This window comes from Flavobacterium sp., from assembly GCF_965277525.1.
Classification (GTDB): domain Bacteria; phylum Bacteroidota; class Bacteroidia; order Flavobacteriales; family Flavobacteriaceae; genus Flavobacterium.
Genome location: NZ_CBDIDC010000003.1, coordinates 289078 through 315966 on the forward strand (window position 1 = coordinate 289078; position 26889 = coordinate 315966).

The 26889-nt window shown below is 35.5% G+C and carries 17 protein-coding genes; 5 read left to right on the plus strand and 12 right to left on the minus strand.

Annotated elements, in window-relative coordinates; all coding sequences use genetic code 11:
- Window positions 1–95: 95 nt before the first annotated feature.
- The 8 genes from ACQY44_RS08000 to ACQY44_RS08035 form a co-directional block, all read right to left on the minus strand.
- The gene (locus ACQY44_RS08000; protein ID WP_428229857.1) at window positions 96–3047 is read right to left on the minus strand and encodes an FAD-binding and (Fe-S)-binding domain-containing protein; all 2952 of its coding nucleotides are present in this window, start codon (window positions 3045–3047) and stop codon (window positions 96–98) included.
- A gap of 313 nt (window positions 3048–3360) precedes the next feature.
- Window positions 3361–5658, minus strand: a complete 2298-nt coding sequence (locus ACQY44_RS08005) for an aminotransferase class III-fold pyridoxal phosphate-dependent enzyme (protein ID WP_428229858.1) — start codon at window positions 5656–5658, stop codon at window positions 3361–3363.
- 133 nt (window positions 5659–5791) lie between these two features.
- Window positions 5792–7927, minus strand: a complete 2136-nt coding sequence (locus ACQY44_RS08010) for a beta-galactosidase (RefSeq protein ID WP_428229859.1) — start codon at window positions 7925–7927, stop codon at window positions 5792–5794.
- A gap of 226 nt (window positions 7928–8153) precedes the next feature.
- Window positions 8154–10160, minus strand: a complete 2007-nt coding sequence (locus ACQY44_RS08015; protein ID WP_428229860.1) for an MGH1-like glycoside hydrolase domain-containing protein — start codon at window positions 10158–10160, stop codon at window positions 8154–8156.
- 215 nt (window positions 10161–10375) lie between these two features.
- Window positions 10376–11875: a RagB/SusD family nutrient uptake outer membrane protein gene (locus ACQY44_RS08020; protein WP_428229861.1), complete on the minus strand. Its 1500-nt coding sequence runs from the start codon at window positions 11873–11875 to the stop codon at window positions 10376–10378.
- 18 nt (window positions 11876–11893) lie between these two features.
- Window positions 11894–15016 (minus strand): SusC/RagA family TonB-linked outer membrane protein, encoded by a 3123-nt coding sequence (locus ACQY44_RS08025; protein WP_428229862.1) that lies wholly within the window; start codon window positions 15014–15016, stop codon window positions 11894–11896.
- 161 nt (window positions 15017–15177) lie between these two features.
- Complete coding sequence (amaB, locus tag ACQY44_RS08030; protein ID WP_428229863.1) at window positions 15178–16731, minus strand: L-piperidine-6-carboxylate dehydrogenase; 1554 nt, start codon at window positions 16729–16731, stop codon at window positions 15178–15180.
- Window positions 16732–16841: 110 nt separating this feature from the next.
- Window positions 16842–17657, minus strand: coding sequence for a DUF1338 domain-containing protein (locus tag ACQY44_RS08035; protein ID WP_428229864.1), 816 nt, complete (start codon window positions 17655–17657; stop codon window positions 16842–16844).
- 188 nt (window positions 17658–17845) lie between these two features.
- On the opposite strand from ACQY44_RS08035, the gene ACQY44_RS08040 reads away from it, so the two are divergent.
- The gene (locus tag ACQY44_RS08040; RefSeq protein WP_428229865.1) at window positions 17846–18316 is read left to right on the plus strand and encodes an Lrp/AsnC family transcriptional regulator; all 471 of its coding nucleotides are present in this window, start codon (window positions 17846–17848) and stop codon (window positions 18314–18316) included.
- A gap of 137 nt (window positions 18317–18453) precedes the next feature.
- Here the strand turns inward: ACQY44_RS08040 and ACQY44_RS08045 are convergent, their stop codons facing one another.
- On the minus strand, window positions 18454–19422 hold the full coding sequence (locus ACQY44_RS08045) for a T9SS C-terminal target domain-containing protein (RefSeq protein WP_428229866.1): 969 nt from the start codon (window positions 19420–19422) through the stop codon (window positions 18454–18456).
- Between the two features lie 147 nt (window positions 19423–19569).
- Between ACQY44_RS08045 and ACQY44_RS08050 the strand changes: the two genes are divergently transcribed.
- The gene (locus ACQY44_RS08050) at window positions 19570–20988 is read left to right on the plus strand and encodes an undecaprenyl-phosphate glucose phosphotransferase (protein ID WP_428229867.1); all 1419 of its coding nucleotides are present in this window, start codon (window positions 19570–19572) and stop codon (window positions 20986–20988) included.
- Here the strand turns inward: ACQY44_RS08050 and ACQY44_RS08055 are convergent.
- A complete protein-coding gene (locus tag ACQY44_RS08055; protein ID WP_428229868.1) occupies window positions 20985–21725 on the minus strand; it encodes a tyrosine-protein phosphatase in 741 nt (246 codons plus the stop codon). The genes ACQY44_RS08050 and ACQY44_RS08055 overlap by 4 nt on opposite strands.
- A gap of 117 nt (window positions 21726–21842) precedes the next feature.
- Between ACQY44_RS08055 and ACQY44_RS08060 the strand changes: the two genes are divergently transcribed.
- The gene (locus ACQY44_RS08060) at window positions 21843–23033 is read left to right on the plus strand and encodes a DUF5009 domain-containing protein (RefSeq protein WP_428229869.1); all 1191 of its coding nucleotides are present in this window, start codon (window positions 21843–21845) and stop codon (window positions 23031–23033) included.
- A 297-nt stretch (window positions 23034–23330) separates the two neighbouring features.
- Here the strand turns inward: ACQY44_RS08060 and ACQY44_RS08065 are convergent, their stop codons facing one another.
- Both ACQY44_RS08065 and ACQY44_RS08070 read right to left on the minus strand, forming a co-directional pair.
- The gene (locus tag ACQY44_RS08065; protein WP_428229870.1) at window positions 23331–23732 is read right to left on the minus strand and encodes a hypothetical protein; all 402 of its coding nucleotides are present in this window, start codon (window positions 23730–23732) and stop codon (window positions 23331–23333) included.
- Between the two features lie 7 nt (window positions 23733–23739).
- Window positions 23740–24330, minus strand: coding sequence for a hypothetical protein (locus ACQY44_RS08070; RefSeq protein WP_428229871.1), 591 nt, complete (start codon window positions 24328–24330; stop codon window positions 23740–23742).
- 218 nt (window positions 24331–24548) lie between these two features.
- Here ACQY44_RS08070 and ACQY44_RS08075 point away from each other — a divergent pair, with 218 nt between their 5' ends.
- A complete protein-coding gene (locus ACQY44_RS08075) occupies window positions 24549–25652 on the plus strand; it encodes a hypothetical protein (protein WP_428229872.1) in 1104 nt (367 codons plus the stop codon).
- Between the two features lie 30 nt (window positions 25653–25682).
- On the plus strand, window positions 25683–26846 hold the full coding sequence (locus ACQY44_RS08080; protein WP_428229873.1) for a glycosyltransferase family 2 protein: 1164 nt from the start codon (window positions 25683–25685) through the stop codon (window positions 26844–26846).
- Window positions 26847–26889 lie beyond the last annotated feature (43 nt).

Consider the following 26889-nt stretch of genomic DNA (forward strand, 5'->3'; position numbering starts at 1 on the left):
AAAAGATAGCGTAGCGCTATCTTTTTACTTCTTAAAAAACGATCAATCCTTTGTATTGACAAATTGTTTAGTTTACAAAGACACTCAATTTAATTTTATTTTAAAGCCTCATACAGGATCTCTACCGGATGTTGTGCTTTTCGTCCTGTACCATCCGAGATTTGGTGCCTGCAACTTGTTCCGGATGCCGAAATTAATGTTGCAGCTTCTTCAGAACGAATGGTTGGGAATAAAACCAATTCGCCTATTTTCATCGAGATATCGTAATGTTCTTTTTCGTAGCCAAAAGAACCTGCCATACCACAACAGCCACTCGGAATATTCAGCACGGTATAATTCTTTGGCAAAAGCAAAATTTTCTTTAACGGAACCAATGACGACAAAGCTTTCTGAAAACAATGTCCATGCATGCGCACTCGTTCTTCTTTATCCGTAAAACTAGCCGGGGAAATTCTTCCTTTGTCAAGTTCTTTAGCCAAAAACTCCTCTATTAAAAAGGTCTTTTTAGCAAACACTTTTGCTTTTGCTTTCAAATCTCCACGACATAAATCAGGATATTCATCACGAAAACTCAATATTGCCGAAGGTTCAATTCCGATTAAAGCACCTTCTTCCGGAATTGTTTTCTCAAAATCTTTAGTGTTTTGTTCCGCAATTTCTCGTGCTTCTTTTAGCATTCCTTTCGAAAGATAGGTTCTGCCGCTGATTCCAATTTTAGGAATTTCAACCTGATATCCTAAGCGATTCAAAAGCATGACAGTTTTCTGTCCTATTGCTACATCATAATAATTCAGAAATTCATCATTATACAGATATATTTTACCATTTACAAAATCTCCATTCTGAAGATAACTTTTCATCCATTTAGCAAAAGTAATTTTGTGCATTAACGGCAATTTTCTTTGTATAGCAAAACCGGATGCTTTTTTGATTACATTTCCTAAAGCACCTTTGACAGATAAATTGTATGCCCAGGGAATTGTGGCAAATAAATGGTTTATTCTGGGTGTATTTCCTATCAGTCTGGAACGGAATTTTACACCGTTTTTATCATGATAGTGTTGTAAAGTTTCAGCTTTTAATTTTGCCATATCTACATTCGACGGACATTCGGATTTACATCCTTTACAGCTCAGGCACAAATCAAGTACATCAAGAAGATTTTTATCATCAAACTTATTTGCTTGTGTCGAGTTTGTTATGGTTTCTCTCAGCATGTTTGCTCTCGCACGTGTTGTATGTTTTTCGTCACGTGTTGCCATATAACTCGGACACATTGTACCGCCGCTTTTTTCTGTTTTTCTACAATCTCCGGATCCGTTGCACATTTCAGCAGCACGCAGGATTCCGTTATGTTCAGAGAAATCAAAATAGGTATCCGGCATTGGCGTATCCTGGTTCGGAGTGTATCGTAAACTGGTATCCATAGGGGGCGTGTTGACAATTTTACCCGGATTAAAAACGTTCCAGGGGTCCCAAACTTGTTTTATCTGAAGAAACAATTGATAGATTTCTTCGCCTAACATCAGCGGAATAAATTCTCCTCGAAGCCTTCCGTCACCATGTTCGCCACTTAATGAACCTTTGTATTTCTTTACCAAATGCGCAATATCGCTAGCTATGGTTCTAAAGAGTGCTGTTCCTTCTTTTGTTTTTAAATCTATAATAGGACGCAGGTGCAATTCTCCTGTTGCAGCATGTGCATAATGCACACAGTTTAAATTTCGTTCTTTTAGAATAGCATTAAAGTCTTCAATAAACTCCGGTAAATCATTAACATCTACAGCAGTATCTTCAATGACAGCAACGGCTTTTGCATCTCCCGGAATATTCGATAATAAGCCCAATCCTGCTTTTCGCAATGTCCATACTTTATTGGTATCATCACCGTAAACAATCGGGAAATGATATCCCAAATTTTTAGAACGCATTAACGCTTCCATCTCTTTTGCAATAGCATCAATTTCTGCCTGTGAATCTCTTAAAAATTCGACAGCCAAAATTGCCTGAGGATCTCCTTTTACAAAAAAACGATTCTTGCTTTGTTCAATGTTTTCTTTGGTACATTCCAAAATATAATGGTCGATTAACTCCACACTATCCGGATTAAATTTTAAAGCTTCAATGTTTGCTTTTAAGGCTTCCTTTATACTTTCAAAATGAACGCAAACCAAAGCTGCGAAAGGTTTTAAAGCGTCAGCCAAATTCAGTTTTATTGCTGTAGAAAAAAATAAGGTTCCTTCAGATCCAGCTATTAATTTACAAAAATTGAATTTTTCATCTGAATTTCCAAAAGGCATAGAATCAGCCAATAAATCTAAAGCGTAACCTGTATTTCTTCTTGGAATTGATTTCTTGGGAAAATTATCTTCAAATAAAATTCTATTTTCTGTAGACGATAATATGTTTTTTGCCTGTACATAAATAGCTTGTTCCAATTGACTGACGACATTGATTCCGTTACATTTATCTTCAAATTCAGCGTTAGTCAAAGAACCAAAAGTAACCTCATTACCATCTGCCAAAAAACCTTTGATTTCAAGTAAATGTTCGCGTGTAGATCCATAAATAACGGATCTTGCACCACAGGCATTATTACCGACCATTCCGCCAATCATACAGCGATTACTGGTAGAAGTCTCGGGACCAAAAAAAAGTTTATAGGGTTTTAAATGAAGATTTAACTCATCGCGAATTACCCCTGGTTCTACCCAAGCCGATTTATTGGCCTGATCTACTGAAATAATTTTTGTAAATTCTTGCGAAATATCAACTATAATTCCGTTCCCTACAACCTGGCCCGCAAGCGAAGTTCCTGCCGCACGCGGAATTACACTACTTTTATTTGCTCTTGCAAAGGCAATAATTCTTTGAATGTCTTCTTTTGTTTTTGGAATCGCTACCGCCAAAGGCATTTCTTTATAAGCACTGGCATCTGTTGCATACAGCAAACGCATGGTAGGATCGTAAAATAATTTACCCTCTAATTGTTTTTCTAAACCTTCAAGATCAATAGAACTCCTGGAAAGGATATTATTATCATTCATTTTAATACTTATTATATAAGTCTGCTTTTATCTGAAAAAGATAAGAAGTCAGGAATAGTCTCGTTTGTTGATGTTTACTATTGTTTTAACACATAGAAACATAGGTTTTTATTTCTGTGAAAAGGTTGCAAAAAGAAACACATTTCTTTACATATAGCTATGTGTATTATGCTAAGTGAAACGCCTTTTTATGTTCAAAATAAAGCTATGTTTCTATGTGTTGTTTTTTTGCCACAGATTATTAGATTAAAATGATTTTATAACCTTCTCAATCAAATAATTTAAAGCTACATTTCTATGTGTTTAAATTTTTCTACAATTCGCTTAATGCGATATCTAATAATCGCACCATTTCATCCGCATTTTGTTTGCTGAATGGCATTGGTGGTTTTATTTTTAAGACATTATGCAAAGGCCCGTCTGTACTTAATAAATAACCGTTTGCTTTCAATTTTTCGACTATAATATCTATTTCAGGAACGGCAGGTTCCATCGTGATTCTGTCTTTCACCATTTCTGCTCCAATGAATAAACCATGTCCGCGAACGTCACTTATGATTGGATATTTTTCCATTAGACCTTTCAGGCCATTCATCAGATGATTCCCGACTTCTAAGGCATGTCGTTGCATTTCTTCTTGTTGAATAACATTCAGAACTGCTAATCCTGTTGCCATAGAAACCGGATTACCGCCAAAGGTGTTAAAGTATTCTAGTCCGTTATTGAAAGCATCAGCAATTTCTTCTGTAACAATTACAGCTGCCAACGGATGACCGTTACCAATTGGTTTTCCCAAAACCACAATATCCGGAACTACATTTTGCAATTCAAATCCCCAGAAATGATCTCCAATTCTACCAAATCCAACCTGAACCTCATCTGCAATACAAACACCTCCGGCAGCTCTTACATATTGGTAAGCGGTTTTTAGATAATTTTCCGGTAACGGAATTTGTCCTCCAACTCCCAACAGGGTTTCGCAAATAAATACGGCCGGTGCTTTGTCTTCTTTCTTTAGATTTTCTATGATTCGTTGCACGTCTGCTGCGTATTTTTCGCCAGCTTTTGTATCTCCGTATTTATAAGGACCACGATACAAATCAGGATTAATGGCTTTGTGAATCCAGGGCATCTGACCGGAACCGCCTTTGCTGTCAAATTTATAAGGACTCATTTCCATTGCTACGGTTGAAGTTCCGTGATAAGCATGATCCAGTACGATAATGTCCTTTTGTCTGGTAAAATGACGACTCATTCTGATGGCTAAATCATTGGCTTCACTTCCTGAATTTACAAAATAGCAAACACTTAATTTTGAAGGTAATGTTGCTGTTAGTTTTTCAGCATATTCGGTTATGGCGTCATTTAAATATCTTGTATTCGTATTTAAAGTTGCAATTTGCTTTTGCATTTTTCTAACCACAACAGGATGACAATGCCCAACATGCGAAGGATTGTTTACACAATCTACAAAGGTTTTTCCTTTATCATCATACAAATATTGCAAAGCTCCTTTGACAATTTTTAATTTGTCTTTGTAACCTATACTTAGATTCCTGCCAATTTTCTTTTTACGAACTTCAAGTAAATCGCTATAATCATCTTCATTGATTAATCCCGTAAAACCGCAAGCTTTTCTAAAGGTATCCTGTGCCTTGATTGGGTTTATTTCGATTAGCTTATACAATAAATCCCAAGCTGGTTTCTCAGTAATAAAATGATGTTCATTATTACTGTCTAATGATGCATTGTATGCTGATTGCGTTACACTGATGCAAAGTCTTGCAGCAATTAAATAATATAATAAATCTAATTCCTGTTTTCTCAATGCATATACTTTATGATAGCCTTCGACAATAGTTGCAGCAACAGCCAACGGATCTTTCTCATCCAGCATTGCATAGGTACACGCTATTGCAAGGTTGTTAATAAGGGCAGTATAAACCATATCGCCAAAATCAATCAAACCGCTAATGCGATTGCCTTGTACTAATATGTTGTAATCATTGGCATCGTTATGTATGTAAGCATGTCTCAGACGATGAATTTGTGGTAATACTTCTGTATCAAACTGCAACAGAAAATAACCAGCAATACGTCTTTTTTCGTGATTTAGAATATGTTTTAAATTATCATCTGCTTCACTGGCACGGCTTATATCCCAGGTATAACCGCGATGCATTGCGGGATGAGAAAAATCCTGTAAGGCATGATCCATATTGCCTAAAAATCTACCTAAATTATGGTGTAATTCGGTTGTTTTTGTTTTTACATCAACCCAAAAAGTGCCTTCCAGAAAATTTAAAATCCTGATATAATAGGTTTTGGAAGCTCTTATTATTTTGGTTAATTCTTCACCTTGTTTGTTGATACTAAAATGCTGAAAACAATCTGAAATACTACTTTTTTTAAGGTGCTGGATAATATTAATCTGCGCTTCTAAAAAAGGAAAGGGATGACTCTCATTGGATACTTTTAGAATGTATTTTTCATTTTTCTCATTCGATAAAAGAAAATTCAATTCATCATACCCATTTAATGCTTTTACGGTTACATCTAATCCGTAATGTTCTTTTACTAAATCCTGAATAGTTGCTTCTGAAAAAGTCATTGCTATTATATTAAATTGTTTTTGTTTTCTTCTTTTTTTCGCCACGAATTGCACGAATGAGCACGAATTTTTTCAAATAGCATGCGCATGGTAATAAGTGAATTCGCGGCAAACTTTTACTTCATGTAAATCTTTATTTCCAAATAACAGCCTGAGCCGGCTGCAATGGATTTTGCCCTACCAATATTTTGCTTCCTTGAGGTATTGGCAAGGTTGCAGGCTCGTTGGTATAGTTTACACCAACATAAAAACCATCTCTCCATTCTATAAAAACTCCTTTTGGCAAGTCTTCAATGGCTGTTTTTGTACGTTCGTAAACCGTTCGGACTACTTGTCTTTCTAAGTTTCCGTCTTTACTTTCTGCACCAATATACGTGATTGTTCCTTTGCCTAATTTTCTGGTAACAGCTGCTGCTTTGCCTTTATAAAATTGATCTGCATAAGTTGCTAAAACTTCTGTTCCTTGTTTTGGTGTTAGCACATCTGCCCACGTATTCCATTTATAAGTATTCGTTCCGGCAGTAATTGTTCCGTTTACGTCTTCAACAAGCATGTCAAAGAATTCGACGTCGGCTCCAATTAACGGAATAATCGGTGCACTCCATTTGGCTTCAAAGAAATGCCCGTTTCTATCCTTTTGACCTGTACGGCAGGAAAGGATTAGATTTCCTCCGTTTTCAACGTATTGAGTCCATTTGTCAATTAGTTTTTGATCGATAAGCTGGTAAGCCGGAGCAACAATAAACGGATAAGCAGAGAAATCATCTTCTTCTGTAATAAAATCCATTGGCGCGCCAGTCGATTTTATAGCTGATGTATAGGTATTTCTGTGTTTCCAGGTATTCCAAAATTCCGTTTGTTTTTGGTTTTCTAAATCCCAAAGGTTTTCATGACTCCATAAAAATCCTGTTTTTCTTTTTAAAAGATCCGCAGGGATTACCGCTTTTGGGTTGTATTCTTTACGAAGCATTTTCATGTCTTCGATAGATTGTATAAATTCTTTTCCGCCTTGAGTCAGTGTTACACCGTCTGTTCCTACGATTCCGTCATGATACATTTCGCTGCTTCCCAGTGGGTGTCTGTATCTGTAGGTACACGTAAACGAACATCCTCCGCCAAAAGCTTGCGAGATCCACATATGAACCGTTCCGGGAAGTAATTGCGGATTTATTCCTGCCCAGTTTACTTGCCCTGGTTGTAATTCCATAACACCGGTAACACCCGTTATAGATCTGTAATAATCATCGGCTTCGGAGATTTTGTTAGGATGTCCTATTCTAAAACTATTTCCTCCTAGTGGATTTCTTCCGCTTACCGGGTACATGGTGTAGGTGATAAAATCCATTTTGTTTGCACTTCTTGGATCTGCGTCATAAATTACATTGGTAAAGTTGGTTGTTATCCATTGTTTGGGGTCAACATACTTTCTGAGTATTTCGGCTTGTCTGTTTAAATATTCGCCCTGTGCATCCGAGGTAAATCTTTTAAAATCCAAAGCAGCATGAGGACTTAGTTTGTCTTCAACATACATTTCTGCATTAGGTATAACAATTTGTTCAAAATTATTGTAACGTGTGCTCCAGAAATTCCCGACCCATTCTGTATTTAGTTTTTCGATTGTTCCGTATTTGGCTTTAAGCCAAATTTGAAATGCTTTGCGGGCTGAAGGACTAAAATCAGCAGTACCCAAAGGTTCATTGTCGATTTGCCATCCCATGATATTTTTATTTTTGCCGTATCTTTTTCCTAATTCGGTTACGATCTGATCTGTAAATTCACGGTATTTTTCATTTGTGATAGATACATTAGCTCTGTTACCGTGTTCCCTGCGGCGACCGTTTGCATCTACCAGATAAATTTCAGGATATTTATCGCCCATCCATGCCGGAGGGGTTGGGGTTGGTGTACAAAGAATCACTTTTAAACCTTCTTTTTCGGCAATTGCAAGCGCATCGTCCAGCCACTTAAAGTCATATTTCCCTTGTTCAGGTTCCATATAAGTCCAGGCAAACTCAGCAAAATGTGTAAATTCAAACCCTAGCTTTTTTATGTTTTTTAAATCACGTTCCCATTGTTCTCTTGGCCATTGTTCCGGATAGTAATAAACCCCGATTTGCATTAAATCCGGTTTTGAGAAAAAACGCTGTGGATCTTTTTTTTCTGTAGCTGTAGTTTTTTTGCTTTGAGCAAAAAAAGGCGTCGAATTGCAAGTTGCAATAAGCAAAGTCGTTAATAAAATTTTTGTGGGTGATATATTTTGGTTGAACATATTTTATATTGTTGTATTAATCAAATTTAGATAATTAGCTTTAATCTGCTGGATGTTCTCTTAAACACATATAGACATAGATTCTATTCTTAAATAAGATATTCTCAAAAGAAATATATTTCTCTCAAATAACCAGCGATGTGTATTAAAAATAAATGAAACGCCTTTTTAGATGATCAAAAGCTATGTTTCTATGTGTTAAAAATCATTAGATCCGGCAATTTCATTATTTATCTTCTAAAAGCAGCATTAAATAATGAGAGGCCGACCAGCTAAAACTAAAGGCTTCTAATCCTTTTCCTGTTACTGGTTGGTAGTTTTCTCTAATTGTGGTGCCTTTGTCTAAAACTCCTTCGGCGTTATGAATTAATTTATGAGCCAATTCATTTGCTTCGTTTGTGTAGCCGTATTTCTCTAATCCGTTTATCCCAAAATAACTTTGGTCCAGCCAAACCGGCCCTCTCCAATATCCACCTTCCGGTTTAAACTTAGGATGATTTGCTGCTAATGTTGGTAACGGAACAAAAGTATTTAGAGACTTAGTATCCAGCATGTTTACTTTTGCTGCTTTCGCTTGTTCCGCTGTAGCTACCTCTGCCCAAATTGGCAAATATCCTTCACATCCCATTGCCTTTATCCGTTTTTTCCCGTCGATTGTTGTGTCGTAAAACCAACCCGTTTCAGCATCCCAAAATTGGTTTTGAATTTTAGCTTTTAAGATTATACTTTCGTTTTTCCAGTTTTTAGCTTCTTCAGTCAATTTTAAAACCTCAGCCATTTTATTCAAATAGTTTTTCTCAGCGTATAAAAACGAGTTCAAATCGACACTTTCCTGATCTAATGAATACGCTTTCTCTCCATTTTTCAGGATTTTGCTATCATCAAAACGAACTGCATTGTCCATTCCGCTTTCCCATTTTGCTGCAAGCACAGTGCCATCTGTTGCGCCAAATTCACATAAACCATCCTGATCATGATCACGTTCTTTGTACCACCAATTGTGATATAATTTCAGCTTTGGATAAAACTCTTTTATAAAACTGACATCTTTCGTTTTTTCATAAATTTTCCAGATTGCCCATGCTGCAAGCGGTGCCTTTGTGTTGCGGTAATTGTTTTCTTCAAGAAGATTGTTTCTGTAAATACAATCCGGAATAAATCCGTTTGGTTCCTGGTAATCGAATAAAGCACGCATTTGGTTTTTTGCCAGCTCACCGTCGTAATTGGCTACGGCAACTGCATGTTTCCAACTGTCCCAAGCCCAGAAACCATGAAACCACTCATAATTGTAGCTCGGAAAAAGACCTCCGTGTTTTAATCCTTCGGCAGCAATTCGTGTATTGTTTTGTAATGTCAATACTAGTTTTGCTACTAAATCAGAATAAACTCCGTCTTTGTAAATACTTTTCTTTTTAGCAATTAATTGTGCCAATTGCTTTTCTTTTTCTTTTTGTGTGTTGTTCAATACTGTATTGAATGTTGCTTTTGCAATTGCTTCACTTTCATTCTTCCATGAATATTGGGCAAAAATAAAAGTTTGGGCCACCACAATTTCTTTCGTTTCGTTTGGTTGCAATACCAGTTTTTCTGTCTGCGTTTGGTAGCCTTGTTTTGTAATTTCGATTTCAGGGTTACTATTCAAAAACTGGATATATCCTGTTGCCGTACTTTTTGTGGAAACGATTTTTAACGTTTTTCCTTCTTTTGATAATTGTAAATCATTTAAAAAGATTGTCGAATTATAAGACGCGAATAGTGGTATGACTTTTCCTGATTTATTGGTAATACTTGTTTTTTGTAATGCTGAATGACCTGATAAAAACACCAGTTGTTGCTTTATCTCTAATTTTTCATTTTTAAATTCTTGTTCCAGATGACTGTTGTAGCTGTTTTGAGCAACCAAGGCATTTTTCCAGTTGATGACTTCCTGCCTGTTTTCGTCTTTAAGCTGTAGCGAAACAAACGAAGGGCTTAACCAGACGCCGTTTTGTTCTGTCATTAAAAATGGCCCTGAGAATCCTGCCTGAACTTCTGATGGTTCTAAAAAACCGAATCCGAACCACGCGCCTTTATCTGAAAAAGCCAATGATTTTCTGTCTGTAGCATTTGTTGGGTTTCCTTTATAATCTATGCTGTTTTTAGCAGATTCTAATATGGGAAAGTTGTTTTGTGACCAACCCAATTGGACTATAAAAAAGGATGCAAGAATAAAAAGTATTTTCTTTTTGCCCATGTTATTTTGTTTTTATGGTGTGTTTCTGTTTAGATAATATACTAAATGTTTCTTTATGTTAAATAAAAAAGTTCGCCACGAATTCCACAAATTCCCTCGAATTATTTTTAAAATAATTGACTTTATTAATTAGTGTAGATTCGTAGAATTGCTTTGCTTGTTCGCTATCGCTCGATTCGTGGCGAAAAAAAAACTTTTATTTATATGGTAAATGATTAATTCGCTTGTAATTCTGTCAGGGGAATTGGGTAAAAGTTGTTTTTCGATGCATCAAAACCAGTTCTTCCTACGGCATCAAGTGCAGCTTTTGCTTTTCCCCAACGGCGCAAATCGTAAAAACGGTAGTTCTCGAGTGGAAATTCTAAGATTCTTTCATGCTCGATCTGTGCTTTTACCTCAGCTGTGGTTGTACCTGTCATTGCCGGCATATCTGCTCTGTTACGAACTTTGTTGATGTACGGAATAGCTTCTCCGGTGCGTCCTAATTCATTTAATACTTCGGCTTGCATTAGCAATACATTCGAATATCTCATCAGCGGAATATTGATTGCTGTAAATTCCTGATTCATTTTGTCCTGAGTACTTGGTATGTATTTACGGTACACAGGTTTGTCTGTGTCTCCAAACCTTTCATCGTACGTTTGTTCTAGTACCAAAGGATTATTTGGGTCATTAAAATAAGGATCTTTGAAGAAAATGGTTGCGTAAAAACGGGAATCGTAATTTCCTGTAGTGGCAATTTTTCCTTCTTTTTTGAATTCGCTTACAAGCATTGTACTCGGAATAATTTCGTCCCATCCGCCAAGTTCAGCTGCTGCCATCCAATAGTGAAGTGCATTACGGTAGAAAGCACCATTTGCTGTAGTTTCTGAGAATTGTAGTTCAAAGATTGATTCTTTAGTGTTTTTCGTAGTTCCGTCAAACATCGAAACATAATCTTTTACCAGCTCATATCCTTGCACTTTATTAAGTGCAGTAAGTGCCTCGTTTAAGAAGGCTTGCTTTTGAGCCGTTTCTTCATAAGCTCTGGTCATAAAAGCAAATCCTAAATAACTATTAGCTGCGCCACTTGTGGCACGACCAGTTTTATCCTGAGGTTGTTTTGCAGGAAGTACATCGGCTACAGCCTTAAATTCACTTGTAATAAAATCCCAGGCTTGTGCACGTGTGGATAACGGCACGCTTAGATCACTTTCTTTAGTAATGTATTTGTTTCTAATATAGATCTGGTCCCAGTTCAAAAGCAATTTCATGTGATAATAAGCACGTAAAAAACGCGCTTCTGCTTCGATTTGTTTGCGATCCGCATCATTTAATGTTGACGCCGGAACTTGTGGTAATTTATCAATTACCTGATTGGCATTACTGATTCCTCTGTAATTAATTTTCCAATAACTGGTAAACTGACTGTTTCCGTTAGTATAAGTAAATGTCGAAAGTTCTACCCAGTTTTGATAGTTCAAAGCGTCGCTTCCTAATTCGTTTATGTCTTCACGATAAGCCTCAACCGGCCATTTTACTTCGGCGAAAGCCCATTTATCAACGGCACATTCAAGCTGGGAATAAGTAGATGCTAAAGCAGATTCGGCATCGGCTTTATTTCTCCAGAAATTTTCTGAAGTAAGTTCGTCCGGAGATTTTTGGTCCAGATAATCACTACAGCTTGTGATAGTGAACAGACCTATAGTGGATAGCAATAAAAATATCTTTTTCATGATAATGTCTTTTTAGAATTAAAATATATACTGTATACCAGATACAAATGATCTTGTAAAGGGATAAACAAAACGGTCAACACCAGTGTCAATTACTGAAGCACGTGAGAATTCCGGATCGATACCTGAATAATTGGTGATGGTAAACAAGTTTTCAGCGCTTACATAAAATCTAAGTTTGTCTATTTTTGCTTTACCTAAAATTTTGGTCGGAATAGTATATCCCAATTGTATTTGGCGCATTCTGATAAAATTACCACTCTCAAGAAAACGATCAGATTCACGGCTGTTTCCGTTAGGATCCTGTAATACTGCACGAGGAATATTACTGTGATTTTCCGGTGTCCATGAATTTAGTGTCGAAGCGAGCATATTGGTTCCTGAATTCATAGATTCATAAAAATACCTGTTTCCGTTGTATAATTTATTACCCCAGCCGCTTCCTATCAAAGCAGAGAAGTCAAAACCTTTATAACTTGCTCCTAAACTAAGGTTTACTTCTAACTTTGGTAATCCCGTTCCTGCATAAGCTTTGTCATTTTCGTCTATAACACCGTCTCCGTTCAAATCTTTGAAACGAATATCACCCGGCTGCGCATTTGGCTGCAATAAAACACCATTTTTGTTATGCGCATTTACTTCTTCTGCAGTTTGGAAAATACCATCTGTTTTGTACAAATAGAATCCACTAATCGGACTTCCTACACGAGCCTGAGTAGGGAAGTGTTCGTCTCCATATTTCAAACCTTCTCCGTAAATCTTCTGTCCTTGGTTTGCCAGTTCTTTTACTTTGTTTTTAAGTGTACTAAAATTTAAACCTGCGTTGTATTTGAATTCATTAACCTGATCGCGGTAATTTACTTCAAATTCAAATCCGCTGTTGCTAATTTTACCTACGTTAAGAATCGGGTCGTCAATTCCTGCAGATGGAGCCAGTTTTTTTGTAATCAGTAAATTGTCAGTTACATTATGATAGTAGTTCATCGAGCCGCTTATTTTTCCTTTCAAAAGGGTATAATCAATACCAATGTTCTTAGAATCTGTAGTTTCCCATTGCAGGTTTCTGTTTTCTAATGCTGTTGCAATACTTCCCGGCCAAGGGTTGCTTCCGTTTCCTTGTACATAACCTGAACCTAAAGTATTACCAGTTTTAATTAATGTATTTGCTGAATAATAGCCTAAAGCGGCTTCGTTACCCAATTGTCCCCAGCTTGCACGTAATTTTAAAGTAGAAAGGATCATATCCTTCGCGAAAAAATCTTCCTGTTCTATTTTCCATCCTAAAGCAATAGATGGGAAAGTTCCCCAACGGCTGTCTTCTCCAAATTTAGAAGAGCCATCTTTTCTAATCGTCATCTGAAGTAAGTAACGGTCTTTGAAAGAGTAATTTAACCTGCTAAAGAAAGAAAGCCTGTTGTATTGGTATTTTGAACCATCTGCAGCGTATGTTCCTCCTTTTCCGGCACCAATAGTTTCAAAACCAGGATCTAAGAATCCGGATGGACGGTCGATAGAAAACAATTGCCCATTGTCTACAGCATAATCTGTTGTTTTTCCTTCAACACTTACCTGATTCCAGTTTGAGGATTGGCTGTTGATCGTATTACCAAGCATTAAACCAAAAACGTGTTTTCCGAAAGTTTTATCAATTGTAATGATATTGTCTAAAATTTGCTCGTCCCAGGTCGTTCTCAATTCTGTTTGCATTGGGTAAAGGTGTACTTCTTTTGGGTTTGCAATATAAGGAGGAAAATGTGCCGTTTGCTGGCTGTTTTTTACACGGTAAGAGTATCCTAATTTATATTTTATCCACGGAGCAATATTTGCTGTTACTGCAATATTTGCCGTTATATCTTGTCCTTTTTCATTGCTATCTCTAAAATGTTCCTCGGCAACCGGATTTGTTCCCGCCGGAAGACCGTTTTTGTTTGATAATCCGTAACCGTATTTTTCATTTTGGTCATAAACCGGAACTAGCGGAGACATTGTGTATACCTCTTTTAATTGAAAATTTGGCAATGCATTTTGTGTTGCCTGATACGCTATTTTTCCATCAATATCAAAAATTGATTTCTTAAAACTAATTCTTGCGCTAGCCATTTGCTGACCGTATTCATTGTCAATTACGATACCTTTTTGCTTTACGTAATTACCATACAAAGCAAATTTAAAATCACCCTGTCTTCCCTGAACTCCTAAGCCGTAGTTTTGAGTAAGTCCTGAACGGAAAACCTCATCCTGCCAATCTGTATTGTTATCAGAAGGAGCCGTTATATAAGCGGGAAGCGGTTTTGGTGAAGTTGCATATTTGTTGTACTCATCATACATTCTTTTATTTACGGTACGATATCCGTCGGCATCTAATAAATCTAAAGTTTTTGATGGATTTGTGATGCTTAAAAATGAACTGAAATCTACTTTTACGCCTTCTTTCTGACCATTTTTAGTAGTAACGATAATTACACCATTGGCAGCTACAGATCCGTAAATTGCAGCCGCAGCGCCATCTTTAAGAACCTCCATAGATTCTATATTTGTTGGGTTTACTGTATTGATATTTCCTTGAAATCCGTCAATAATATAAAGTGGTTCTGTTGCTCCAAAGGTATTTACCCCACGAATTTTTACTTTTACATCGGCTCCTGCAACTCCACCGCTTTTTTGCACATTTACTCCGGCAACTAAGCCCTGAAGTGCTTCGGCTGGATTTGTAGTCGCTCGGGTTTCGAGGCTTTCTTTTTTAACGGTAGCAATAGCTCCGGTAACGTTGCTCTTTTTCTGTGAACCGTAACCAATAATAACCACTTCATTCAGTTTATTGGTTTCTTCCTGCATCACCACATCAAATGCTGTGCGGTTATTTACGGCTTCGCTTTTTCCGATGAATCCCATATACGAAAAAACGATAACAGGATATGTAAGGCTTGACGAATATACGAGTGTATAATTTCCGTCTATGTCTGTTGCGGTATTGTACTTAGAATCTTTAATAGAAATACTTACGCCTGGCAGCGTATTGTTTTTTTCGTCTGTAATTTTTCCTGAAATTGTTTTTTGCGCTTGTGCAAAGTTGATGTTTGGTAACCACAAGCATAACAGTAGAGGAATAAAATTTAGCTTCCTAACTAGTAGTTTTTTCATTTTGGTAATGTTTTGGTTAATTAAAATTTCGCTTTTTAGTTTTTTTTTTTTTTCATTGTAAGGCAAACATTTTATTTTGGCAATGGTGGAAACAATGCCTAATAAAATGCGGTATTCTCTTTGTTGGGATTTTTTTCTTTAAGCTTTAGTTTTTATTAAGCTTATAAGTCAAATTTTATTCCTTGTGCTAATGGCAAACTAGTAGTGTAGTTAATGGTATTGGTTTGTCTTCGCATGTAAACTTTCCAGGCATCAGAGCCTGATTCTCTTCCTCCGCCTGTTTCTTTTTCGCCGCCAAAAGCGCCACCAATTTCAGCACCGGAAGTTCCGATATTTACATTGGCAATACCGCAGTCAGATCCAGTAGCAGACAGGAACAATTCGGCTTCTCGTAGATTATTGGTCATGATTGCAGAAGACAGTCCTTGCGCTACACCATTCTGGATTGCAATTGCCTCAGTAACAGCTCCTGAATATTTTAGTAAATACAACACTGGAGCAAAAGTTTCGTGTTGTACAATTTCAAATGTGTTATCCGCTTCCGCAATTGCCGGTTTTACATAACAGCCGCTTTGATATTCTTCTCCGGAAAGTACGCCTCCTTCAACCAGGATTTTTCCGCCTTCTGCTACTACTTTTTCCAACGCCTGACGGTACATTTCAACTGCATGTTTGTCAATTAAAGGCCCAACATGATTGTTTTCATCTAATGGATTTCCGATACGCAATTGTTTGTAAGCAGAAACTATTGCATCTTTTACTTTATCATAAATACTTTCGTGAATGATCAGGCGACGTGTTGAAGTACATCTTTGTCCTGCTGTTCCTACAGCACCGAAAACGGCTCCAATAACCGTCATTTTAATATCTGCATCCGGCGTAACGATGATGGCATTGTTTCCGCCTAATTCTAATAATGAAGTTCCTAAACGTCCTGCGACTACCTGCGCCACAATTTTGCCCATACGAGTAGAACCTGTAGCAGATATTAAGGGCACACGTTTATCGTCTGTCATTAGTTCTCCTATTTTATAATCACCATTGATTAAAGAAGAGATACCTTCCGGAAGATTATTTTCTTTGATAACCTCTGCAATGATATTTTGACAGGCGATTGCACAAAGGGGGGTTTTCTCTGATGGTTTCCAAACGCAGACATCTCCACAGATCCAGGCCAAAGCAGTGTTCCAGGCCCATACCGCTACCGGAAAGTTAAATGCTGAAATAATCCCAACAACTCCCAAAGGATGATATTGTTCATACATTCTATGTCCCGGACGTTCAGAGTGCATCGTTAATCCGTGTAATTGGCGCGAAAGACCTACAGCAAAATCACAGATGTCGATCATTTCCTGAACTTCACCGTAACCTTCCTGCAAAGATTTTCCCATTTCATAAGAAACCAGCTTTCCTAAAGCTTCTTTATTTCTGCGTAATTTTTCTCCAAACTGACGTACGATTTCTCCTCGTTGCGGCGCTGGCATTACTCTGAATTGCTTGAAAGCAGCCATCGCCGATTCCATTACTCTTTCGTAATCTGCAGCAGTTGAAATTTTAATTTTCCCGATTAATTGTCCGTCTACCGGTGAATAACTTTCTAAAATTTCTCCGTTCGAAAAATTGTTACGTCCTGTTGAAGTTCCTTCGTTAATTTCCTTTATGCCCAATTGATTTAAGGCCTCTTTTATTCCGAATTGTAATTCTGTTGTTGTCATCGCGACTTTTTTAAATTTATTATGCTGCTTTTATCAAAAAAACAAGACAATACTATGGACTCAGAAAAGCTTGTCTGCCGTCCTGTTTTTTTATAAAAGATTGATTTTTATTATTTTATTTCCTGCAACTTTACATCTGTACTTTCAAAAATCTTGTCTGCAGATGAGGCCACAAAGCCCTGATACAATTCTCCGTTCGTCATTGGGTAACGAAGTGCAAATTCATAATAACAAGAAGGAATCTCCAACGCTCCTTCTTCAAAATCTACCTGATACAAATCTGCAAGTGTGCTTGATTGTTCCAGTAGTTGTTCCGGTGTTCCTTTAATTTTTCCTCCTGATGCATTTAGTTTCCATCCGTTTGCTTCGAGAAAATTGTTGAGTTCTTCTAATGTTTTAAAGTCTTTTAAAGCATTTGTATTTATTGTAAAGTGATTTGCTCTAAAACCATAAACGTACATCCACGCAGCATATTCAGATTCTTCAAGTAATGATTTGTAAACTGCCTGGGAATTTCCTTTCCAAAGAGATCCGCTTAAAACCAGTTCAGGGTGATGAAATAAATTCTGATCACAATTGTTCAATAGATCCTGTACGATTTCTTGCAATGCAGCAGAACATTTTTCTAATTCTAATTCAGAAATAAAAATTCTTGGTGCATTTTTATCTGTAGCATGCTCATAATGTTTTGCGTATAATTTTTTTGTCTCAAAATTATACTCGCCTTTAGATTCGTAACCAACATGCAAAAACGGTTTTTCTAATACCTCTATATTCACACGCTTATCATTGAAAGTACGGATTGCTATATGATCGTTTATAATTTCTTCACCTCTCTCTTGCAGCAATTCGTGTATTTTTCCTGCGGATGGAGTAATAGCAGCATATTGCTCCCACAATTTCGTAAGTAGTTGATCTTTATTCATTTTAGTTTCGTTAAAATAGTGTTATTATGACACAAATCTATGTATAATAGTGTTATTATAACATTGTATAGGTTCGATTATTGAGAATTAGACACGATGTGTAGTTTTTTTTGTAATTTTGACACTTTAAAATCAAGTTTTATCATAAGAATTGTCAAAATAATAGAATCATCAAACAAGAATTGACTATGGCGGGCATTAAGAAGAATGAAAATACTGATTATTTAGATAGGGAAATCCTTCAGAAATTAAGCAAAAATGGGAGAATACCATTTTCTGACCTGGCGAAAGAATTAAACATTTCTAATTCATTGGTACATTTAAGAGTTCGAAAATTGCAGGAAGCTGGAATAATTACCGGTTTTTCTGTGAAAATGAATCCTAAAGAACTTGGTTTTGAAACTATTACCTATACTGGAATAGTGACTAAAGAGGCGCACTTTTCTTATTCTATTGCTGAAAAACTTAAAGAAATCCCAGAGGTAATAGAATGTCATTGGGTTTCCGGGAAATATGCCTTGTTTATTAAAATTGTAGCAGAAAACAACGAGGAGCTCCGCAAAATTTTATATGAGCAAATTCATCAAATTGAAGGTGTTGGAAGTACAGATTCGTTTTTTTCTTTTGGTTCTGCTTTTGAAACAAACCTGCCGGTTTGATAACAAACAAATTAGAGAAGATAAACGAACTCTTTTAAAACCGTTTTGCTTATTTATAGAGTATAAAATTGAATGAATACCATGGCGACACAAAACCTGTTTGTGGCTGTTGATTATGCTCGCAAAAGAGAAAACAATTACTGTTTATTAAGATATTGGCTTAATACTGAACTCAAATCTAAATAATGAATTTGCTGCGGAACATTAATAACGGGTCTTCGAACCAGAGATTCATTAGTCAGATAATAATGCAAACCGTCTTTGGTTGCGATTCCTTCAATTTGAAGAATGGTATGTTTAATAGTAATCCTTCGTTTATTTCCGGATAAAAAATCATTGTTTTTATAATCGTATAAAAGATAGAGAAACGGTTTTCCTATTTTAGAATAACCACAAAGCACAATTAGCTTTTTCGATTCCAAATATGTGGCACCCGTTACTAAACCTTGAGTATTAAGAGTATGTTTTAGCTGTGCAACGTGATTGCCGGATTTGTTGGCTACAGCATAAATACTGGTTTTAGAAGAACTCCATTGTTTGGTAAATAAATAGATACTGTCTTTTGAAACGATGAAAGCTTCGCAATCAAAATTGGTGGTGTTTTGTTTTTTTAGATTGAGATCCTTTTGATCAGAATAGTGAAACGAAATGGTTTCAATATTTGGATGTCCTTCTAAAAAGGATTTTTTTTCGATTTTCAGAATGTTTAAATCTGTTCTGTTTCCGGAGTAATTGTTTCCAAAATCGCCAATATATAAGTGCGTGCTGTCCTGAGAAATTTCTTCCCAGTCACGATTTATCACTTGATCCAAAACTATTTTTTTTCGAATATTTCCTAATGAATCTAATCCGTAAACAGTTTTGTCATGATCGTCATTGTGTGTCCACAACAAATTGTCAAAAGCAATTAGTCCCGAGGTTTCTTTGATTGAGTCGCTTATCTTAATTGAATATTCAGGCTTTAATTTTATGTTTTTATAAAGACAGCTTCCATTATTTACTGTTGCCTTCGGATTATAATTTTTAGAAAGAGGATCTGTACATCCCTGAATTTGTGCATAACCTGAGCAAACAATCAGGCAAAATAAGAAAATAGTTTTTATCATGAGCTGCAATATTAAATTTGCATAAGATAAAAGTAAAGTTTTAAAGAATAGCTTTAAATACTATTGGAAAATATAATTAAAATGCTATTTTGCGGTGCTTTTACTTGATTGAATTTTCGTTCTTTTGATGAAGTATAAATTCCAAATATGAAAATTTTACAAAAACTGTCTCATTACCGTTTTTCGCGCTATTTTAAACTTTTGTTTATTGTTGTGGATTTGGTATTGTTAAATTTAGCCACGATTCTTTCGGCATTGGCTCGATTCGGGAGTTTAGAGAAGCTTTTGTCTAAAGAAGAAAGAACAGTTTGGTTATTAGCTGTTTTAGTTTGGGTTGCATTATTACTACAAAATGACTCCAATAGAAGTATAAGGGTAGAGCCTTTAGAATCTATATTGGTGAGAACGATAAAGAAGCTGGTTATTCATGCTGCTTTAATTTCCATTTTTGTTGTTTATCTAAAATATACTGATATTTCCAGACTTAGGTTGCTTACTTTTTATTTGATTTTCTTCGCATTATTAATGATCTCGCGTTATTTTTCGATGAAACTTCTCAAATACATTCGGGCAAAAGGCTACAATTTTAAAACGTTTATTGTAGTTGGAGCTAATGAATCCGGAGAAAGAATCCGTAAAATATTAGCCAAAGATTTAACCTATGGTTATCGTTTTTTAGGTTTTTTTGATGAAGGATACAATGATGCAATTGTTGAGCCCGCTTCGGTTATAGGGGGATTTGGTGGAATTAAGAAATTTGTGATTGAAAAAAAAGTCGATGAAATGTACGTGGCTTTACATATTGATAATATCGCAATAATCAACGAACTAACCCGAATTTGCGAGCAAAATATGGTGCGAATCAAGTTTATTCCTGATTTCCAGTTGTACACAAAATCAAGTAAAGTTGAGGTTACTTTTTATGAAAATACACCTGTATTAATGTTTCGTACAGAACCTCTGGAGTTTGCGGTAAACAGGCTTGTAAAGAAATTATTTGATATTTGTTTCTCAGCTTTTGTTATTTTACTCATTTTTCCGTGGTTGTTTCCAATAATAATGCTGATTATCAAAATAGAATCTCCCGGTCCCGTTTTCTTTAAGCAAGAACGTTCAGGCCGTGATAACCGGTCTTTTATGTGTTTTAAATTCAGAAGCATGTATGTTAATGGTTTGGCGCATAGAAAACAAGCTGAAAAAGGGGACAGCCGTATTACTAAATTTGGCGCTTTTATACGGAAAACCAGTATCGATGAACTGCCACAGTTCTTTAATGTTTTATGGGGAGATATGTCTGTTGTGGGGCCAAGACCCCATATGGTAAATCTTGCTAAAGAATATAGCGACTTGATTAATAATTATCTAGTACGTCAATACGCAAAGCCCGGAATTACAGGATGGGCACAAGTAAACGGTTATCGCGGTGAAACAAAGGTTCTGAGCGACATGGAAAATAGGGTTGAGTACGACATTTGGTATATCGAGAATTGGAGTTTACTATTAGATCTGAAAATCATTATAAAAACAGTCATTAATATATTCAAAGGCGAAGAGAATGCTTATTAGTGCAATTTAAAAAACTGATTATTAGCAATTACTTCCTTTAGATTAGAAATGCTATTCATTTTTATTTTTTGATCAAAGCCTGAAATATGTTTCATATGGTGCACATCAGTTCCGGCAAAATCATACATTCCTTTTTTAAGAAGTTCTTCAGCAGTTTTAGAAATCCTTTCTCCGTAATACCCAACTGTAGACAATAGATTCAGTTGAAATAAACAACCTGCTTTTTTTAGTTTTTTGTATTCATCAAAGTTTTTATGAAAATATAAATAACGTTCCGGATGCGCTAAAACCGGAATATATCCGGCAACCTGTAATTCAAAAAGGGTTTTGTACAATTGAATAGGCGCATTTTGATAAGAGATTTCTACCAGTACATAATTGTCTTTTATGGTCAAAAGCTTTTCACTTTTAAAATGATTTTCAAACCAATCATCCATAAAATATTCTGCAGCCGCCTGAAAATGGAATTTGGGATTGTTGTCTTCTAATAAAATGCTCGTTTGTGCATATTTAGCAGTAATAGTTTCAGCAGAATTATTCCAGACATAATGACTGATGTGGGGTGTGGTAATAACTTGATAAATTCCAATTTCCTGAAATGCTTTAGTCAGTTGTATAGTGTTGGCTATAGTTTTTGCACCATCATCAATACCCGGTAATAAATGCGAATGGATATCAACATAATTATCAGAGAGAAGATCTTTTAAAAGCGGTTTTGATTTCAAGAAGGATAGCATGTTGCAAAAGTATACAAATAGAAAAGAATTTGTTAGAGTTTAATTTTAATGTAACAAAATGTAACTTGGCTTTTCATAATTATCTTATATTTGGGATTGTTAAAAAACTGGTATTTTATGAAAATTAAAGAAAATTTATACAATCAAAGGATTATTTCTATTGATGCTTTACGAGGAATTACAATTTTTGTTATGATTTTTGTAAATGAACTTGCCAGTATCAAAGACGTACCACAATGGATGAAGCATATGCCGGCAGATGCTGATGCAATGACTTTTGTAGATGTGGTTTTTCCGGCTTTTTTATTTATTGTTGGAATGTCGATTCCGTTTGCTTTTAATGCCAGGTTATTAAAGGGTGACAGTCCCAGGACCATCTGGATGCATACTTTAAAAAGAGCTTTTGCATTAATTATTATTGGTGTTTTTATGGTGAATGCAGAAGATGGTTATGATGCGTCAAAAATGATCATTGCACCTGTGTTCTGGGCGCTTTTAGCATATGCGATGCCAATTCCGATCTGGAATAAATATCCCAAAAATTTTCCGGTTTGGTTAAAAAACACACTTCAATATGGTGGAATCCTCGTTTTAGTAGTTTTATATTTTTTATATGTTCAGGATACCGGTGCAATAGGGATGACGCCAAAATGGTGGGGAATTCTGGGCTTAATTGGTTGGGCGTATCTTTTTTCGGTAGTTTATTATTGGATTGCTTGCGGCAGATTATGGGCAATGATTGCTTTTTTGGTAGTTTGTGTTACTGCAAATGCTATAAATCTAACTGAAGGAGCTCCTTTAAGACATCTGCCTTGGTTTAGTTTTATTGCCGGGCATTTAACGCATGCAGCTGTTGTTTCTTCCGGAGTAATAATATCATTATTGTTTTTTGACCGAAAAATCGCGGCAAAAATCAATTGGGCAGTACTAGGTTTTGTAATCTTGTTTTTTGCAACAGGATATTTATTAAGACCTTATTACGGAATCTCAAAAATAAAAGGAACTCCCTCCTGGACCATGTTTTCGGCTGCAATTTGTACCGTTTTATTCTATTTTTTGTATTGGCTGATGGAAATCAAAAAACAAACCAAATGGAGTAACTTCTTCATGCCGGCAGCAGCAAATCCGTTATTGATCTATATTTTACCGGGCGTAATTTATTATTTCTGCAAAGCTTTTAATATTCATATTATTCCGGGATACTTCCGTGTAGGAATTCCGGGAATTATTTGGTGCTTAGTTTTCTCAACGATCATGTTGTTTGTAATGAAATTATGCAATAAGTATAAAATTCAACTGCATTTGTAATGGTAGTCTAACCGTGAAGGCCGCTAAAATTGACGCAATGTTTGCGAAGTTTTTTTTAAGTTGGATTTTAATATGCTCACAAAGTTGCGAAGACGCTAAGTTTATTTTTTACAATTGCAGTTTAAGAAATCTTTTTTCATTTTAATCTGTGGTAAAAAATTATCGCTAAGTACGCTAAGATTTACTCAAAAGTTATCAATAAAAGGCTTTGCGAACTCGTTTTTATAAAATCCAGCATATCTATAAACTTAACGACCTTTTCGGTTAAATTCTCATTTTAACCTGAAACAATTTTTCTTACCTCACGCGCTTAAATACAATGGTGCCGGATCTTTTTTTATTATCGATGAATGTGCCTTCAAGGGTATTGCCGTCTTCGGATAATGTTAAGGTATGAGTTCCTGCTGTTGCCCAGCCTTTAATAGGTAAAGTAACATCTACGGTATAACCAATTGTGTTTCCAATTCGTTTTCCGATACCGCTTTCTACAAATTTTTTCCCTTTCCATTCTAAATAATGCGAGAAAATGACTTTTCCGTTTTGTTCTGAGATAATAGCAACTGCATTCTGAACATCTGGATTGACATCTTCCCAAACCCCATTAATGTCTATTTTTGAGCTGGCAGATTTTTTTTGGCTGTAGCCGAAATTTGAAAATAATGCGGTAACGAAAAATAAAAGAAAAAGTCTTGTTTTCATATTGATTTTAATTTTGAACGATAACAGATCTTATTTCTAAAAATGCCCCTGAAACCGGATTATAATTCACAAAATTAAATTTACAAAGGTTGTGAATATTTAAACGTTTTCCATCAGGTAATCCATCTTGTTTGAAATCAGACCACGGAATTTTAATGGTTGTAAATTTATTTGGTGAGGCTGCTAAATCAACTCGGGGATGTGAACCTCCATGAACGCAACCAGTTCCTTCTTTATTGCCTTCCCGGGCTTGCAATTTTATAAGTTGTGATGATTTATAAGTGATGCTTACAAATTTAGAGTAATCCGATAAGTTAGTCGGAGCACCGTCATTTGAATTTGAATCTGTAATCAAAACATTCAATTCAATTTCTCCAACAGGATTGTCCTTTGCGGTTACCTTAATAATACCTTTTTCTTGTCGAGTTTTATTTATGACTTCCTGACTCTCTACAGCCGGACCGGCGATAAACCATGTTGAGGTTTTTACTAAGTTTTTATCTGAATTTGTTATAATAGAAGTAAAACTAAGTAAAAAAAATCCGACTGTAAGAATTAAAAGGAATAGTTCAATCGAAACTGATGTTTTGTTTTTCATCTAAATAAAGTTTTATTAAAACCAAAAATATGCTTTTTTCCAGTCTGTTATAATTTTGTTTTTTTATTATTTCTAAAATAAGCTTTCGTTTTAAATTTAATTTTAAATTTGTAAGAAGTTGTCTCTTAAAGTTTTATGAAATGAAAAAATTAAAATCTCTAATTATTTTATTTTTCTTTTTTCAAATGTCGCTTTGTTATTCGCAAAATGATTCCGTTATGAATAACAAAAAAGACATTTTAGATGTTTTATATAAACTCTTTCATAAAAATGATTCTCTTCGAACAAATCAGGATAAAAAAATAGCGTTCTCTTTACTTCCTGTACCCATAGATGCCAATAAAAATGCCGGATTAGTAGTTTCTTTCCTGACTACATTTTATCTTGGGGATCGTAATACGACCAAAATGTCCCAGGTCTCCTTTTCGCCATATTTTAGTTTTACCAAACAATACGTTTTCCCTATTCAATCCTATATTTATACCAAAGACAATAACTGGAATTTTATCGGAGATTACCGTTTTATGATTTATCCGCAGGACACTTATGGTCTGGGCGGACACAATACAGATCAAAAGATGTCAACGCTTGATTATCAGCAATGGCGTTTTTACCAATTTGCGACCCGAAAAGTAATTGGTGATTTTCGTTTAGGATTGGGTTTGCTGTTAGATAACTATCAGAATATTTCTGAAGATTCTGATATAGAGGATGAAACCGATTATGTGAAATACATGAATGGAGATTTCTCTGATGAAAATTCTTTTGGAGTGGCGATTCAGGGATTGTATGATTCCCGAAAGAACAACGTAAATCCGGAACAAGGTCTGTATGTCGAGGCAGATTACAGAATGAATACAAGTGGAGTAGACGGTAAAAAATGGAATTCTATCTATTTTGATGCCCGAAAATACCATTCGTTTAATCAATACAAACACAGGGTTCTGGCGTACAGGGCTTTTTACTGGTCTACTTTTGGCGGAAAACCCCATTATTTGGACTTGCCAAGTATTGGTTGGGATCGTGACGGAAAAACAGGTCGGGGCTTTACCAGAAACAGGTTCAGAAGCAATGCTTTGATGTATTTTGAAACTGAATATAGGACAGATATTACCAAAAATGGTTTTGTAGGAGCTGTATTTTTTACCAATATTTCTTCGGTCTCAAAGTTGGATACTTATGATTTCAGAAAGTGGAATCCCGCTGTTGGAACCGGATTGCGAATCAAATGGAACAAACAAAACAATAGCAATTTGGTGTTGGATTTTGGAGTTAGTAAAAACGATTGGTCATTGCGATTAGGTTTGGCTGAAAATTTTTAACTTTCGCAAAAATCAATCTCTTTATTTTTCATGCAGTTATCGGTAATTATTCTTAATTATAATGTGCGTTACTTTCTGGAACAATGTGTTTTAAGTGTTCAAAGCGCCCTTTCAAAACTTGATGCCGAAATTATTGTAATCGATAATAATTCGTCAGATGAGAGCTGTTTGATGATGAAAAGTAAATTTCCAAATGTGAAATTAATTGAAAACAGCTCCAATTTTGGTTTCCCTAAAGGAAATAATATAGGAGTAGAGCAAGCTTCCGGAAAATACATCTGTATTTTAAATCCCGATACCGTTGTTGCTGAAGATACATTCATTAAGATTGTGGCTTTCGCAGAAAGGCAAACTAATCTGGGAATTATTGGCTGTCAGTTAATTGACGGAACAGGAAGTTTTCTGCCGGAAAGCAAACGCGGAATTCCAACGCCCTGGGTCGCATTCACAAAGATTTTCGGATTGTATAAGATTTTTCCAAGATGGAATCTTTTTAATCAATATTATGCACAGCATTTAGCAAAGAATCAAACTGGTAAAGTTGATATTCTGGTTGGAGCTTTTATGTTAATGCAGCGTGATTTGTATTTAGAATTAGAAGGTTTCGATGAAGAATGTTTTATGTATGCTGATGATATCGATTTGTCGTACCGTGTTTTACAGAAACAAAAGTCGAATTATTACTTTCATGAAACGACCGTTCTGCACTATAAAGGTGAAAGCACGGTGAGAGACGAAAAATACATGAAACGTTTTCAGGAAGCAATGCATTTTTTTTATCAAAAACATTTTAAAAAATCCTGGTTTTTTGAATTTTTTATTCAAATTGGAATTTGGGTTTTTTCTTTTATAAAAATGTTTGAGGGAAAAAAGAAAGCAAAACCCCTAGCGGAAAGTATTGTTTTTTATTCTTCAAATAAAATTTTGTCTGAAAAATTACCTTCTATTTTAAAAAATAAAGTCGCCTTTATGGATTTAAAAAAAGAAAAAATGGTAAATTCGTCCCTGATTTTTAAGGGTAAAAAGGTTGAGATTATTTTGGATAATCAGTATGTTTCGTTCAAAAAATGTATCAAAATCATAAAAACTCTTAAAGATAAGAACGTTACTTTTAAGATTTTCCCCAAAAACACAAATTTTATTATTGGGAGCAATTCCAGAAATGACAGGGGGCAAATTATAAAAATTGAGTAAAAAATTATATTAAGTGTAATTTATATTTAAAATATTCAGTAAT

What these genes read in the sequence shown, in the direction of transcription:
- ACQY44_RS08000 (WP_428229857.1), bottom strand. Translation starts at nt 3,047, where the DNA reads ATGAATGATAATAATATCCTTTCCAGGAGTTCTATTGATCTTGAAGGT.
- ACQY44_RS08005 (WP_428229858.1), bottom strand. Translation starts at nt 5,658, where the DNA reads ATGACTTTTTCAGAAGCAACTATTCAGGATTTAGTAAAAGAACATTAC.
- ACQY44_RS08010 (WP_428229859.1), bottom strand. Translation starts at nt 7,927, where the DNA reads ATGTTCAACCAAAATATATCACCCACAAAAATTTTATTAACGACTTTG.
- ACQY44_RS08015 (WP_428229860.1), bottom strand. Translation starts at nt 10,160, where the DNA reads ATGGGCAAAAAGAAAATACTTTTTATTCTTGCATCCTTTTTTATAGTC.
- ACQY44_RS08020 (WP_428229861.1), bottom strand. Translation starts at nt 11,875, where the DNA reads ATGAAAAAGATATTTTTATTGCTATCCACTATAGGTCTGTTCACTATC.
- ACQY44_RS08025 (WP_428229862.1), bottom strand. Translation starts at nt 15,016, where the DNA reads ATGAAAAAACTACTAGTTAGGAAGCTAAATTTTATTCCTCTACTGTTA.
- amaB (WP_428229863.1), bottom strand. Translation starts at nt 16,731, where the DNA reads ATGACAACAACAGAATTACAATTCGGAATAAAAGAGGCCTTAAATCAA.
- ACQY44_RS08035 (WP_428229864.1), bottom strand. Translation starts at nt 17,657, where the DNA reads ATGAATAAAGATCAACTACTTACGAAATTGTGGGAGCAATATGCTGCT.
- ACQY44_RS08040 (WP_428229865.1), top strand. Translation starts at nt 17,846, where the DNA reads ATGGCGGGCATTAAGAAGAATGAAAATACTGATTATTTAGATAGGGAA.
- ACQY44_RS08045 (WP_428229866.1), bottom strand. Translation starts at nt 19,422, where the DNA reads ATGATAAAAACTATTTTCTTATTTTGCCTGATTGTTTGCTCAGGTTAT.
- ACQY44_RS08050 (WP_428229867.1), top strand. Translation starts at nt 19,570, where the DNA reads ATGAAAATTTTACAAAAACTGTCTCATTACCGTTTTTCGCGCTATTTT.
- ACQY44_RS08055 (WP_428229868.1), bottom strand. Translation starts at nt 21,725, where the DNA reads ATGCTATCCTTCTTGAAATCAAAACCGCTTTTAAAAGATCTTCTCTCT.
- ACQY44_RS08060 (WP_428229869.1), top strand. Translation starts at nt 21,843, where the DNA reads ATGAAAATTAAAGAAAATTTATACAATCAAAGGATTATTTCTATTGAT.
- ACQY44_RS08065 (WP_428229870.1), bottom strand. Translation starts at nt 23,732, where the DNA reads ATGAAAACAAGACTTTTTCTTTTATTTTTCGTTACCGCATTATTTTCA.
- ACQY44_RS08070 (WP_428229871.1), bottom strand. Translation starts at nt 24,330, where the DNA reads ATGAAAAACAAAACATCAGTTTCGATTGAACTATTCCTTTTAATTCTT.
- ACQY44_RS08075 (WP_428229872.1), top strand. Translation starts at nt 24,549, where the DNA reads ATGAATAACAAAAAAGACATTTTAGATGTTTTATATAAACTCTTTCAT.
- ACQY44_RS08080 (WP_428229873.1), top strand. Translation starts at nt 25,683, where the DNA reads ATGCAGTTATCGGTAATTATTCTTAATTATAATGTGCGTTACTTTCTG.